Below are 13,791 nucleotides of genomic sequence, written 5' to 3'. Positions count from 1 at the left end.
AAAAGCCAGGCAAACGCCGCCAGAAACCCCACAAGCCCTTAAGTTAGCGCGTATGTGACCCAGCCCCTCACCCGCTATTTCCACAGCGACAACCGCCTGCGCGATACGGAAATCTCACCCGATGGCAGGACGATCTGGATCGCCACCGACAGCGCCGGCAATTTCGAGCCGGTGGCGGGTGGTGTTTCGAACCAGCCCGCCAATCCGGGGGCGATTCTGGCCTATACCTATAACGGCGCGGAATAATCTGCCCGCATATCGACAAAGGCCGCCTTTGGGGCGGCCTTTGCATTCATCCCCGGCCCTGCTGATCCGGTCGTGACCCACGTCGGCGCATCAAGGCCAGCGCGGCCAGCCCTCCGGTCAGCAAGGCCCCGCCTGCGGGCAAAGGCACGGTTGCCGGGGTAAGCTGATAGCTGACATTGCTGGTATTCAGCGTTTCGCGCACCTCATATTCGCCATAAGAATATCTGGGCGCAATCATTGCCGCAAAACCGTATGCGTCGTCATAGGGATCATAGCCACCACCCCAGCAGTATTCGCAGACAGCCTGCCGAAACCAGAACGAAACCGTTCCGCTAAGGGTGGCTTTCCCCGGCCCGTGATGCACGAAAAGGAAATTCGAAACGCTTTTGCTTTCAACACGATACTGGCCCGGCCCGCCGGTCATATTGTCAAGCGTGGCGGAAAAGCCGGTCAATTCATCGGGCGTGATGCGACCATCGCCGTTGCGGTCAATCCCGGCAAAGCTGCCCCAGATATAGCCTTCGTCGAAATGGCCCTGATAGGTCGCGGCCTGTGCCATGGCGGGCAAGCCAAGTGCCAAAACCGACAGTGACAGGTAGCACGAAACTTTCTTGAAACAGGTAGTCAGCATAACGCACCTCAACACAGATTCGTGAATTGAGCATACAAAATACCGGCCATCTGACCAGATGAATTTTAACCAAATCTTAAGAAAGGTTGCGCGGCGATGCGCCGCACAACCGATGGCGCGTCAGACCACAGCCTTGCGCCGCCGCCGCAACACCGCCAGCGCACCGATGCCACCCGCGATCAGGGGCAGCGTGCCGGGGACGGGGACCGGGGCGGGGGTCAGATCGTATCGGACAAATTCAACCGAAGTGGTTTCGAATCGCCATTGGTCAAAGTAATCATATCCCGGCATATCGCCGGGCATACAAGGCGGAGTATTCCATGAATCACAAAGCGGCACCCAATAACTGATGAAAGCAGTGCCGTTCAGGCTTCCGGACCAATCGCCATGGTCAATAAATTTGAAATCCGTCGCAGTACTAGATTCAATATAAAAATAGCTATGACTGCCGTAATTCATATCATCAAACGCTATATGGAAATCCAATAGCTTGGTTACGACACCATTCCCTTCGAGATCAAGCCCGACAAAGTGCCCTTTTATATAGCCTTCGTCAAAACTGCCATGGTATTCCGCCACAGCCGCATTCACCGGGGCGGCCAGCCCCATGGCGACCGCAGCCGCGCCCAAAAACTTCAGAATCATCGTTACCCCCGTTAACACTGGTTAACATCGTAGGAGGTAACGCCCGCGTGAGTAAAGTTGAAAAACTGAACCCGGAATCCAGTTAAACCATAGGGTTATTCGCCCTGCCCCTTAACAACCGGGGCAAGCCCCATCGCCTTGCACAGCGATTCAAACCGGGATTGCGCCACCTCACCCATCAGCGCGCGCCCCTTGTCGGTCAGCCGCAGTTCCAGCGCGTCTCCCTTGGGCGAAATCCGCAGCGCGCCCGCATCCAAAGGATCACCGGCGGAAAACATCGCGCCAAAGCGCATCGCCTTGCCCAGAATTTCCGCATCACGTTGTTCTGAGTCGGTCAACAGGTTAAACAGCGCAGCCATCGCGCTGTTCTGGCGGTTATTCTTGTAACGATATAGCAACGCAAGGCCGATAAAGACACGCTCGGGGTGGCTGAGCGCGGCCATATTCGCGCGGGTGACATTATCGAAACAGGATTCGGCGCGATAATCGGGGTGCGCGCGCCAGCTTGTATCATGCAGCAGGCAAGCGGCGTGCATCAGCCTGTCGCGTTCGGGCGGCGCATCGGGAAACAGCGGGCGCAGAAACTGATACAGCAGCTTGCCCCCGCCCGGCATCCGGGCCATCTGGCGTTCGGTAAACCGCGCGGCCTCGATCAGCGGATCACGCTTGCGCAGGCTGTTGGACATCTGCTCATACAACAGCCCCTCGCGGATGCCATAGCTGCTGATCGCCAGCTCAGTGGGGGCAAAGGTCTGAACCAGTTCGTCCAGAACCTGCGCAGCCAGCGGGATCAGATCCATCCGCGACGACGAAACGCCAGTGCGGGCGCGCAGATCCGACAGGTCGCTGTCGGCGATCCATTTCAGCGTCGCCGCCACGTCATCGGGGGTCATGCGGTATTCGTGCAGCACGGTCATCGGATAGCCGCGCCGCTCCATATCCAGCCGCCCGATGGCGCGCCACGACCCGCCGACCAGATACAGCCTGTCGTGCTCCGTGCCCAATTCGCGAGCCAGCCCGGCCATGATTTCGCGGATATGCTTGCGCAGGCCCGATTTGACCTGTTGCAAGCGGAACGGCCCCAGACCCGAGGTCGCGCGCCGCCCGATGCGGCCGTCCTCGACCTCGGCCAGTTCCATCGAGTTGCCGCCGATGTCGCACACCAGCCCGCGCGCATCGGGCCAGCCCAGCAGCACGCCCTGCGCCGACAGCCGCGCCTCTTCCTGACCGTCGATGACGTGGATTTTCAGGCCGGTGGCCTTTTCGATCTTTTTGCGGAACGCTGGCCCGTTGCTGGCCTCGCGCATGGCGGCGGTGGCGACACAGACGGGCGGGCGGATGCCCATATCGCGCGACAGCGCCGCAAAGCGTTTCAGCGCGGCCAGGGCGCGCTCCATCCCCTCGGGGTTCAGGCTGCCGGTGGCGGCCATATCGCGCCCCAGCCCGGCCATGACCTTTTCGTTATAGAAATACGCGGGCGAGCGCGCCGCCCCGTCAAAAATCACCAGCCGAACCGAGTTCGAGCCGATGTCCACCACGCCGACCCGCCGCAACTCGCGCGCGGCAAGCTGGCCAAACGGAGATTCGGTCCCGAACGGGTCGATCTTCTTGCCGCTGGTGGTTCGCACGCCATGCATGGGGGCCTCTTTACACTGGGGCAGTAACGAAAAGGTTAATGCAATGGCATGTCTATCAGGTCAATCAGCGGGCCACGCAGTTTTTAACAATTCTCGCTGCGTAGCATGGGCATGACGCAGCTTGACACGGCAGTCTGAAGTCGCGTGCAGTCCGACGGGCCGATGCGCAAGGCGCGATCCGGCCCGCCGCCCCCAACCTGCGGCCTTAATCCGCCGAATGGGTCAGTGCGGGCACATCGCGCGCGCCAGCGGTTCCCCGCCCGGACAGCGACGGATTTTCCATGAAAAAGCGATGGCAATTGAACAAATCTTCCTGTCCTTCAGGAAGATAGCGCAAGAACCTGCCGTCAGGCATTAACAGCCAGCTTTGCGCCTCGTCCGCCATGTTGGCGGCCATGATCTGGCTGACGATCTGCGCCTTGACGGTATCGTTCAGACATTCGACCAGCGTTTCGACACGCCGGTTCAGGTTGCGGCCCATCCAGTCGGCAGAGGAAAAGAACACCCGCGCCTTTTTGCTGGGCAGGCCGTGGCCATTGCCGAAACAGACGATGCGCGAATGTTCCAGATAGCGGCCGACGATAGATTTCACACGAATATTTTCTGACAAGCCCCTGATACCGGGCCGAATTCCACAAATTCCGCGCACGACAAGGCTGATCTTGACGCCCGCTGCGCTGGCCTCATACAGCGCCTCGATCACATCTTTTTCGATCAGGCTGTTCATCTTGGCCCAGATCGCGGCGGGGCGGCCAAGGCGGGCCATTTCGGCCTCGCGCGCGATCAGGTCCAGCAGGCGCGGCTTCATGCTGATCGGGCTGATCGACAGATTTTCCAACCCCTCTGGTTGAACATAGCCAGACAAGTAATTGAAAACCTTGGTCGCATCGCGGCCAAGCGCCGGGTTGCAGGTGAACAGCGACAGGTCGGTATAGATCCGCGCGGTGATCGGATGATAGTTGCCGGTGCCCCAATGGGTATAGGTCACAAGGCTGTCGCCCTCGCGCCGGACAACGCTGCTGATCTTGGCATGGGTCTTGTAGTTGACAAAGCCGTAAACCACATGCGCGCCGGCCCGTTCCAGCCTGCGCGACTGGCGGATGTTGGCGGCCTCGTCAAAGCGGGCTTTCAGCTCGACCAGCGCGGTGACGGATTTCCCGGCCTCGGCCGCCTCGCACAGCGCATCGACGATGGGGCTGTCGCGGCTGGTGCGATACAGCGTCTGCTTGATCGCCAGAACATCGGGGTCGCGCGCCGCCTGATGCAGAAACCGCACCACCATATCAAAGGTCTCATAGGGGTGGTGCAGCAGCATGTCCTTTTGCCGGATCGCGGCGAACATGTCGCCGTGGTGATCCTGCACCCGTTCGGGCACACGCGGCGCGAAGGACGGCCACAGCAGATCGCGGCGGCTGTCCAGCACCAGTTCCTTGAGATCGGCGACGCCCAGCAGGCCCTGCACCTCGATCACCTCGTCGGGGCTGACGGCCAGTTCGTCCATGATGACCCGCCGCAGCCGGTCGGGCGCGCCTGCGGTGATTTTCAGCCGGATCACGCTGCCCCGGCGGCGGCGTTTCAATGCGGTTTCAAACTCTCGCACCAGGTCTTCGGCCTCTTCCTCGACCTCCAGATCGCTGTCGCGCAGCACGCGAAAGGCGCAATGCCCGGCGTCGCGATAACCGGGGAACAGGCTGGACAGGTGCATCAGCAGCAGATCTTCCAGCGGCAAAAAGCGTTCGCCGCCCGGCAGAGGGATGAACCGCTGCAATTGCGCCGGGATCGGCAGCAGCGCCTGCATCTGGCGGCCATCGCTTTCGCGGGCCAGTTCCAGCGCAAGGCAAAAGCCGGTGTTGGGGATGAAGGGGAACGGATGCGCCGGGTCGATCGCCAGCGGCGACAGCACCGGAAACACGCGGTCGGCGAAATAGCGGTGCAGGAATTCCTCTTCGGCGCGGGTAATGCGCGACCGCGACAGAATGGCGATGCCTTCCCGCTCCATCTCGTGGCGCAGCCGGTTCCAGACCGCTTGCTGCGCGCCCATCAGCCGGCGGGCATCGGCATTTATCAGCACAAGCTGTTCAGCCGCCGTCAGCCCGTCATCGCTGGGGGTGGTGTTCCCCTCGCGCACCAGTTCGCGCAGACCGGCGACGCGGACGGTATAGAATTCGTCAAGGTTGGTGGCGCTGATCGACACAAAGCGCAACCGTTCCAGCAGAGGCACCCGAGGGTTGCGCGCCTCGTCCAGCACCCGCCAGTTGAAAGACAGCCACGACAATTCGCGGTTAAAGAACCGCGCCGGGCCGGTCGGGGTGCCACCGGGCAGATCCTGGGGTTCAGGAAATGGAGTTTTCAGATAATCGGCTTGTGTCATCGGTCTTGCCCATTTTTTAGCCGGAGATCATGCGTCAGATGCAGGCATCTTGTCCAGTATATCTGCCGCCATCCGCCGCGTTACAGGCCCGCCAGCAGCGAAAGCCGCCGCATCCAGCGCCGCAACCAGACGCCGGGCCAGCCCCAGATCGCGGTCCATCCGCCGCACCAGCCAGCCGATCAGCGCGGGCGGCATGGCAAGCTGACGGTCGGCGCACAGCTTGACCAGAACAGCGGCCAGCAGGTCTTCGTCGGGCGCGCCCAGCCTGACCTGCGTCATCGCATCCATGCGCGACCGCAAGTCGGGCAGCGTCAGCCCCCAGTCGCGCGGCGCGGTGCGGGCAGTCAGCAACAACAGCGCCCCGCGCGCGGGCGCAAGGTTCCACAGGTGAAACAGCGCCGTCTGATCCGCCGCACGGGCCGCCACGCGCTCGGCATCCTCGACCACCAGCGCGCCACTGTTCAACAGCGCCTCGGGCGAGCCGTCCGCCAGCGCATCCGCCGCAATCACCGGCGCGTCGCGCTCTGCCGCCCAAAAGGCGGCGATATGGCTTTTGCCCGCGCCCTCTGGCCCGACCAGCAGCATCCGCCCCTGCGGCCACAGCGCCGGGGCATCCAGCATCGCCAATGCGTCGCGGTTCGCGGCGGCCAACAGGAAATCGCCGCGCGTCAACGCCGGAGGCGTGCGCAGATCAAGGGGAATTTGCCGGGTCACGACTCGTCTTGCTTGGCCCGTTCCTCGATCATCTCGTCGATCCGCACCTCGTTGATGCGCTGTTCGGCGGCGCGTTCGGCCTGCCGCCACTCACGCTCGACAGTGCCGGGGGGAACGATCTCGATCAAGGTGGGCTGCGGCGGCGGGGTGGGCATTTCGCGCCCGGTATAAAGGCCGCTTTCCTTGTATTGTTCCGCCGCATAGCGCACCAGAACCCCCAAGGCCGCCGCCACGGGCACGGCAATCAGCATCCCGGCAAAGCCGAACAGCGACCCGAACACCGACAGCGCCAGCAACAGCCAGACGGGATGCAGGCCGACATGCTTGCCGACCAGTTTCGGCACCAGATAGTTGCTTTCCATCAACTGCCCCGCGACAAAGATCGCAACGACGGTGCCGATCATCACCGGATCGCCCCAAAAGGCGAACAGCGCCAGCCCGATCGAGGTGACGCCGCCAATGATCGTGCCGACATAGGGGATGAAGGAAAACACCCCCGCGATCACCCCGACCAACAGCGCAAAGGGCAACCCGACCAACAGCAGGCCGGTGGCATAAAACACCGAAAGAATGGTCATCACCATGCCCTCGCCGCGCAGGAACCCGCCAAGGGCATCGTCGATTTCCCGCGCCAGACGGCGGATGGTCGTGGCGTGGTCGCGTGGCAGCAGGCTGTCAACCCGCGCCAGCATGTTGTTCCAGTCCAGCAGCAGATAAAAGGCGACCACCGGCACGATGACGATCATCATCACCACGCTTAACACGTTCATCACCGACCCCAGCACCATCCCGGCCAGCTCGCCGCCGCGCTGTGAAATGGTGTTGCCGATATTGGCCAGCGTTTCGCGCACGGGGCTTTGGTCGTCCAGCAGTTCGGGGAAACGCTCGCCCAGGAAGGACTGGAGCCGGTTGAACATCTCGGGCGCGGTCTGCACCAGTTGCGCGAACTGGCGCGACAGCAGCGGGATGATCCCCAGCAGCGCCGCCACGATCAGCAGCGCCACGCTCAGCGTCACCAGCACGGTGGCCCAGACACGGCTCAGCCCGTGGGTTTCCAGCCAGTCGGCAATCGGGTTCAGCAGATAGGCGATGGCCGCGCCGATCAGAAACGGCGTCAGCGTTGACCCCAGTTGCCACAGCACCAGCATCAGCACGGCGGCGGCGATGCCCCAATACCAGACCTGTTTGCGCCCACTGACCTGCATGGTATCTCCGTCGCGTTACGCGCTCGTTGTGCTATGATGTTGGCCCTGATGCAAGCGCAGCGGGCCACGCCACGCCATCTTGCCCCGCCTGCCCGCCTGCCCTAGACCGTGGCCAAACGAACAAAGGTGCCCGCTATGCGTCTGTCGCGCTATTTCCTGCCCGTCCTGAAAGAAGACCCGAAAGAGGCCCAGATCGTCAGCCACCGGCTGATGCTGCGCGCCGGGATGATAAAGCAGCAATCGGCGGGCATCTATTCCTGGCTGCCGCTGGGGCTTAAGGTGCTGCGCCGGATCGAACAGATCGTGCATGAAGAACAGGCCCGCGCCGGTCATATCCCGGTGCTGATGCCCACCATCCAGTCGGCCGATCTGTGGCGCGAAAGCGGGCGCTATGACGATTACGGTCAGGAAATGCTGCGCATCAAGGACCGGCACGACCGCGACATGCTGTTCGGCCCCACCAACGAAGAAGTCATCACCGACATCTTTCGCGCGCATGTGAACAGCTACAAGGATCTGCCGCTGACGCTGTATCAGATCCAGTGGAAATTCCGCGACGAGGTGCGCCCCCGCTTTGGCGTCATGCGCGGGCGCGAGTTTCTGATGAAGGACGGCTATAACTTTGACCTGACGCGCGAGGCGGCCTTGCACGCCTATAACCGCCATCTGGTCAGCTATCTGCGCACCTACGAACGCATGGGCTTGCAGGCGATTCCGATGCGTGCCGATGGCGGGCCGATTGGCGGCGATTACACGCATGAGTTTCTGGTTCTGGCCGAAACCGGCGAATCCGAGGTGTTTTATGACAGCGCCATCACCGAGCTGAAATTCGGCGACCGCGCGATTGATTATGACAGCGTGGAACAGTGCCAGTCGATTCTGGAAGAATTCACCAGCCGCTATGCCCGCACCGACGAAACCCATGACGAGGCAACGTTCGCCCAGATCCCCGAGGATCGCCGCCGTTCCGCCCGCGGCATCGAGGTCGGGCAGATCTTCTATTTCGGCACCAAATATTCTGAATCGATGGGCGCGACGGTCGTCGGTCCCGATGGCGCGCGGGTGCCGGTCGAGATGGGCAGCCACGGCATCGGCGTTTCCCGCCTGCTGGGTGCCATCATCGAGGCAAGCCACGACGACAAGGGCATCATCTGGCCCGAGGGCGTGACGCCCTTCCATGTCGGCATCGTCAATCTGAAGCAGGGCGATGCCAGCACCGACAGCGCCTGTCAGGCCATTTATGACGATCTGCGCGCCGCAGGGCTTGATCCGCTGTATGACGACCGCGACGAACGGGCGGGGGCGAAATTCGCCGGCATGGACCTGATCGGCCTGCCCTGGCGCATCACCGTCGGCCCGCGTGGTCTGGCCAACAACAAGGTTGAACTGACCAGCCGCCGCAGCGGCGAATCCGAGGAAATGTCGCCCTCCGAGGCCGTGGCCCGGATCAAGGCGATCTACGATCCGGTGATCGCCGCCGGCTATCCGGTCTGATGGCGGGGGTGCTGCGGCTGGGGTTTGCGGCCTGCTGCGCCGCTGCCCTGTCACAGTTTCCAGCCTTTTCCGACCAATATGTGCAGCGGTTGGGCGGACAGGTCGATGCGCTGAGCCGCGTCACCGCCGATTTCGACTCCAGCGCCAGCCGCGCCGGACTGACCCGCGAACAGGCGCTGGCCGATCTGTCGGGCAGCACCTTTCGCGACCTGCATCAGCGCGATATGGGCCGCGTGTTCACCCGACTGGACCGCGCCCGCGCCGATCTGGCCCTGCTGCGCGCCGCCGCCCCGCTGGAACGCATCGCCCTGCCCCACCGTCTGCGCGATCCCGCCACTCTGGCCGCGACATGGGGCGATTTCCGCCCCGCCCTGCCCGTGACCACCGCCGGGATTACCGCCGCCGCCATCGGCCTGGGTCTGGGGATGGCGCTCTGGTCCGCTGTGGCTGCGTTGCTGCGGCGACGGCGGCGCGCCGACATCCGGCACCAGCCACCCGCGCTGCGCCGCTGACGCGCCCCGCGCGGGGCAGTTTACAGGCTGCGCCGCCACCCGCACATGCAACATGGCACGGCATGGCTGGTTTTCCATCCGAAATGCTTTCTTTTTGGAAAACGCGCCTCTAACCTCTGCCGCAGGATCTTGATCCAAACGGGAGGAAAAAATGAAAAAACTGTTGATCGCTACGGCTGCCGGGGCCTTGCTGGCGAGTGCCGCAACCGCCGAAGACATCAAGCTGGGCATTTCCATCGGCTTTACCGGCCCGCTGGAATCGCTGTCGCCCGAAATGGAAAAAGGCGCGCTGCTGGCCATGAAAGAGGTCAGCGATTCCGGCCTGCTGCTGGATGGCACCACCGTCACGGGCGTGCGCGCCGATTCCACCTGCACCGACGCCGCCGCAGCCGTATCCGCCGCCGAACGTATCGTGGCCGATGGGGTCAAGGGCATCGTGGGCGGCATGTGTTCGGGCGAAACCATCGCCACGCTGGAACGGGTCGCCATGCCCAATGGCATCGTGATGATCGCGCCCTCGGCCACCTCGCCCGCGCTGTCCACGATCGAGGATAACGGGCTGTTCTTCCGCACCTCGCCGTCCGATGCCCGTCAGGGCGAGGTGATGGCCGACATCCTTTTGGATCGCGGCGTCAACACCGTCGCCGTCACCTATACCAACAACGATTACGGCAAGGGGCTGGCCGACAGCTTTGCCGCCGCCTACACCGCCAAGGGCGGCAGCGTGACCGTCAGCTCCGCCCATGACGACGGCAAGGCCGATTACGCCGCCGAAGTCGCCGCGCTGGCCGCCGCCGGGGGCGAGGCGCTGGTGGTGGCCGGTTACGTCGATCAGGGCGGTTCCGGCATCGTGCGCGGGTCGCTGGACACCGGCGCCTTTGACACCTTCGTTTTCGCCGATGGCATGGTGTCGAACGCGCTGCAAGAACGCTTTGGCGCGGAAATCGACGGCAGCTTTGGCCAGAACCCGTCATCCGAAGGCGAGGGCCGCGAACGCTATATCGCGCTGGCATCCGAGGCGGGCTTTGACGGGTCAAACTCGTTTTCCGCCGAATCCTATGACGCGGCGGCGCTGATCCTGCTGGCGATGGCCAAGGCGGGCACCACCGATCCCGGCGTTTACAAAAACAGCGTGATGGATATTGCCAATGCGCCGGGCGAACAGATCCTGCCCGGTGAACTGGCACGTGCACTGGAAATCATCAACGCGGGCGGCGACGTGGATTATGTCGGCGCGACCTCGGTCGAACTGGTCGAGCCGGGCGAATCCGCCGGTGTTTACCGCGAGGTGGAATTCCGCGACGGCGAATTGCAGGTCGTCGGCTATCGCTGATTAACCAGCAAAAGCCGCGCGGCGCGGTAAAAGCCGCTTTTCCAACGACCGTGCGGCGTCTAAGCTGCACGGTAATTCAATAACCAACAGGACGGGATAGAATGAAAAAACTGCTTCTTGCCACGACCGCTTGCATGATGACGGCCGGTCTGGTTAACGCCGAGGAAATCAAGATCGGCACGCAATTGGCCTTTACCGGGCCGCTGGAATCCATGGCACCCGACATCGCCGCCGGTGCCGAAGCCGCCATGAAAGAGGTCAGCGATTCCGGCCTGCTGCTGGGCGGCTCGACCGTGACTTCGGTGCGCGGCGACACCACCTGCATCGACGCCGCCGCCGCGGTTTCCGCCGCAGAACGTCTGGTCAGCGAAGGCGTGCGCGCCATGGTTGGCGGCCAGTGTTCGGGCGAAACCATCGCCACGCTGGAACGGGTGGCGATGCCCAACGGTGTGCTGATGGTATCGCCCTCGGCCACGTCTCCGGCGCTGACCGACATTGCGGATAACGGGTTGTTCTTCCGCACCGCGCCGTCGGATGCCCGTCAGGGCGAAGTGATGGCACAGATCGCGCGCAGCAAGGGCATCGAAAGCGCCGCCGTCACCTATACCAACAACGATTACGGCAAGGGGCTGGCCGACAGCTTTGCCACCGCCTTCCAGAATGCAGGCGGCACGGTGACGATCACCGCCGCGCATGACGATGGCAAAGCCGACTATTCGGCCGAGGTTGCGGCACTGGCCGCTGCTGGTGGTGATGTGCTGGTCGTCGCCGGTTACGTCGATCAGGGCGGTTCCGGCGTCACCCGCGCGGCGCTGGATACCGGGTCGTTCGACCGCTTTATCTTTCCCGACGGGATGATCGGCGACCCGCTGGCCGAACGCTTTGGCGACGAAATCGACGGCTCGATCGGTGTGAACCCGGCAGCCGATGGCGAAGGCCGCAACCGCTTTAACGAACTGGGTGCCGCCGCCGGATTCGACCCGCAGGGTGCCTATTCCGCCGAAGCCTATGACGCCGCCGCGCTGATCCTGCTGGCGATGCAGGCCGCCGGGTCGTCCGACCCCGCCACGTTCAAGGACAAGGTGATGGACGTGGCCAACGCGCCGGGCGAACAGATCCTGCCGGGCGAACTGGCCAAGGGGCTGGAGCTGCTGGCCGCTGGTCAGGACATTGATTACGTCGGTGCCTCGTCCGTGGAACTGGTCGAACCGGGCGAAAGCGCCGGCAGCTTCCGCGAAACCGTCATCAACGGTGGCCAGTTGGAAGTCGTCGGTTTCCACTGATGCACTCTGCCGCCCGGCCCCTGCTGCCGGGCGGCACCCAAACAGAAAATGGCGTCACGCCGGACACTTCGGGTTTAACGCGAAGGTTTACAGGGGAATATGCATGATTCAGGTCACGAACCTGCACCGGCACTTTGGCGGTTTCCGCGCCGTGGACGGTGCCAGCCTGTCCATTGCCAAGGGGTCGATCACCGGGCTGATCGGGCCGAATGGCGCGGGCAAATCCACCTTGTTCAACGTGATCGCGGGGGTGCTGCCGCCGACCTCGGGCAACGTGACCATGGCGGGCGAGGATATTACCGGCCTGCCCCCGCACAAGCTGTTTCACAAAGGGCTGCTGCGGACCTTTCAACTGGCGCACGAATTTTCGTCGATGACCGTGCGCGAAAACCTGATGATGGTGCCCGGCGGCCAGACCGGCGAAACGCTGGTGAACACATGGTTCCGCCGTGGCCGCATCGCCGCCGAAGAACGCGCCCTGCGCGAAAAGGCCGACGAGGTGCTGGAATTTCTGACCATCAGCCATGTCGCCAATGAAAAGGCCGGCAACCTGTCAGGCGGGCAGAAAAAGCTGCTGGAACTGGGCCGCTGCATGATGGTCGATGCCAAGGTCGTCTTTCTGGACGAGGTGGGCGCGGGCGTGAACCGCACCCTGCTGATGACCATCGCCGATTCGATCATCCGCCTGAACCGCGAACGCGGCTATACCTTTTGCGTGATCGAACATGACATGGATTTCATTGGAAAAATCTGCGATCCGGTGATCGTCATGGCCGAAGGCAAGGTGCTGGCCCAAGGCTCGGCCGCCAGCATCATGCAGAACGAGGTCGTGATCGAAGCTTATCTGGGCCGCGGCCTGAAGAACAAGGACATGGTGCCCGTATGAGCGACAGCGACGTATTCGGCGGGCGCGGCAACCGCGACGCCTCGATCACCAACACCAAGGGCATGGGCACCATCGACGGCACCCGCCGCAGCGGCACGACTGGCCCCGGCAAGGCGGGCGATCCGTTTCTGATCGGCGAAAACATGACCGGCGGCTATGGCAAGGGGCCGGACATTCTGCACGACTGCACCATCTCGGTGGAACGCGGCGAAATCGCCGTGATCGTCGGGCCGAACGGCGCGGGCAAATCCACCGCGATGAAGGCGATGTTCGGGATGCTGGACCTGCGGCAAGGCTCGGTCCGGCTGAACGGGCGTGATATTACGGCGCTGAATCCGCAGGATCGGGTCAAGGCGGGCATGGGCTTTGTGCCGCAGGTGAACAACATCTTCCCCTCGATGTCGGTCGAGGAAAATCTGGAAATGGGCGCGTTCATCCGCGACGACGATTTCCGCCCGACCATCGAACAGGTGTATGACCTGTTCCCGATCCTGCGCGACAAGCGGCGTCAGGCCGCGGGCGAGCTGTCGGGCGGTCAGCGCCAGCAGGTCGCCGTTGGCCGGGCGCTGATGACGCGTCCGCAACTGCTGATGCTGGATGAACCAACGGCGGGCGTGTCGCCCATCGTGATGGACGAATTGTTCGACCGCATCATCGAAATCGCCCGCACCGGCCTGCCCGTGCTGATGGTCGAACAGAACGCCCAGCAGGCGATGGCGATTGCCGACAAGGCCTATGTTCTGGTGCAGGGCGCGAACGCCCATACCGGCACCGGGCGCGAGCTGATGGCCAACGATGAGGTGCGGCGCACCTTTCTGGGGGGCTAAGCGATGC

The 13,791-nt window shown here is 63.1% G+C and carries 13 protein-coding genes; 7 read left to right on the top strand and 6 right to left on the bottom strand.

Features of this window, described 5'->3' with window-relative positions:
* Positions 1 to 54: 54 nt before the first annotated feature.
* A complete protein-coding gene (locus tag Q4G14_RS09725) occupies positions 55 to 246 on the top strand; it encodes a hypothetical protein (RefSeq protein ID WP_303361545.1) in 192 nt (63 codons plus the stop codon).
* Between the two features lie 46 nt (positions 247 to 292).
* Here Q4G14_RS09725 and Q4G14_RS09720 read toward each other — a convergent pair whose 3' ends face one another.
* From Q4G14_RS09720 to Q4G14_RS09695, 6 genes are all read right to left on the bottom strand, one after another.
* Complete coding sequence (locus tag Q4G14_RS09720; protein WP_303361544.1) at positions 293 to 805, bottom strand: VPLPA-CTERM sorting domain-containing protein; 513 nt, start codon at positions 803 to 805, stop codon at positions 293 to 295.
* Positions 806 to 997: 192 nt separating this feature from the next.
* The gene (locus Q4G14_RS09715; protein WP_303361543.1) at positions 998 to 1,522 is read right to left on the bottom strand and encodes a VPLPA-CTERM sorting domain-containing protein; all 525 of its coding nucleotides are present in this window, start codon (positions 1,520 to 1,522) and stop codon (positions 998 to 1,000) included.
* Between the two features lie 95 nt (positions 1,523 to 1,617).
* Positions 1,618 to 3,159, bottom strand: coding sequence for a Ppx/GppA family phosphatase (locus Q4G14_RS09710; protein ID WP_303361542.1), 1,542 nt, complete (start codon positions 3,157 to 3,159; stop codon positions 1,618 to 1,620).
* Between the two features lie 205 nt (positions 3,160 to 3,364).
* On the bottom strand, positions 3,365 to 5,530 hold the full coding sequence (locus tag Q4G14_RS09705; protein ID WP_303361541.1) for an RNA degradosome polyphosphate kinase: 2,166 nt from the start codon (positions 5,528 to 5,530) through the stop codon (positions 3,365 to 3,367).
* Between the two features lie 27 nt (positions 5,531 to 5,557).
* The gene (locus Q4G14_RS09700) at positions 5,558 to 6,244 is read right to left on the bottom strand and encodes a DnaA/Hda family protein (protein WP_303361540.1); all 687 of its coding nucleotides are present in this window, start codon (positions 6,242 to 6,244) and stop codon (positions 5,558 to 5,560) included.
* Complete coding sequence (locus tag Q4G14_RS09695) at positions 6,241 to 7,449, bottom strand: AI-2E family transporter (protein ID WP_303361539.1); 1,209 nt, start codon at positions 7,447 to 7,449, stop codon at positions 6,241 to 6,243. The genes Q4G14_RS09700 and Q4G14_RS09695 overlap by 4 nt, the downstream gene beginning before the upstream one ends.
* Before the next feature lie 135 nt (positions 7,450 to 7,584).
* On the opposite strand from Q4G14_RS09695, the gene proS reads away from it, so the two are divergent.
* From proS to Q4G14_RS09665, 6 genes are all read left to right on the top strand, one after another.
* Entirely contained in the window at positions 7,585 to 8,943 is a 1,359-nt protein-coding gene (gene proS / locus Q4G14_RS09690) for a proline--tRNA ligase (RefSeq protein WP_303361538.1), read from the top strand.
* The gene (locus Q4G14_RS09685; RefSeq protein ID WP_303361537.1) at positions 8,943 to 9,455 is read left to right on the top strand and encodes a DUF2937 family protein; all 513 of its coding nucleotides are present in this window, start codon (positions 8,943 to 8,945) and stop codon (positions 9,453 to 9,455) included. The genes proS and Q4G14_RS09685 overlap by 1 nt, the downstream gene beginning before the upstream one ends.
* A 151-nt stretch (positions 9,456 to 9,606) precedes the next feature.
* Positions 9,607 to 10,788 carry an ABC transporter substrate-binding protein gene (locus Q4G14_RS09680; RefSeq protein WP_303361536.1) on the top strand — a complete coding sequence of 394 codons (1,182 nt, stop codon included), beginning with the start codon at positions 9,607 to 9,609 and terminating at the stop codon, positions 10,786 to 10,788.
* Between the two features lie 101 nt (positions 10,789 to 10,889).
* Positions 10,890 to 12,071, top strand: coding sequence for an ABC transporter substrate-binding protein (locus Q4G14_RS09675; protein WP_303361535.1), 1,182 nt, complete (start codon positions 10,890 to 10,892; stop codon positions 12,069 to 12,071).
* A gap of 103 nt (positions 12,072 to 12,174) precedes the next feature.
* Complete coding sequence (locus Q4G14_RS09670; RefSeq protein ID WP_303361534.1) at positions 12,175 to 12,957, top strand: ABC transporter ATP-binding protein; 783 nt, start codon at positions 12,175 to 12,177, stop codon at positions 12,955 to 12,957.
* Positions 12,954 to 13,784 (top strand): ABC transporter ATP-binding protein, encoded by an 831-nt coding sequence (locus tag Q4G14_RS09665; protein WP_303361533.1) that lies wholly within the window; start codon positions 12,954 to 12,956, stop codon positions 13,782 to 13,784. Before Q4G14_RS09670 ends, Q4G14_RS09665 begins: the two co-directional genes overlap by 4 nt.
* The last annotated feature ends 7 nt before the right edge of the window (positions 13,785 to 13,791 follow it).

Source organism: Paracoccus sp. (in: a-proteobacteria) (genome assembly GCF_030538755.1).
GTDB lineage: Bacteria > Pseudomonadota > Alphaproteobacteria > Rhodobacterales > Rhodobacteraceae > Paracoccus.
The sequence above is the reverse complement of the archived record's forward strand: the minus strand, read 5'-3'. Positions and strand labels throughout refer to the sequence as shown.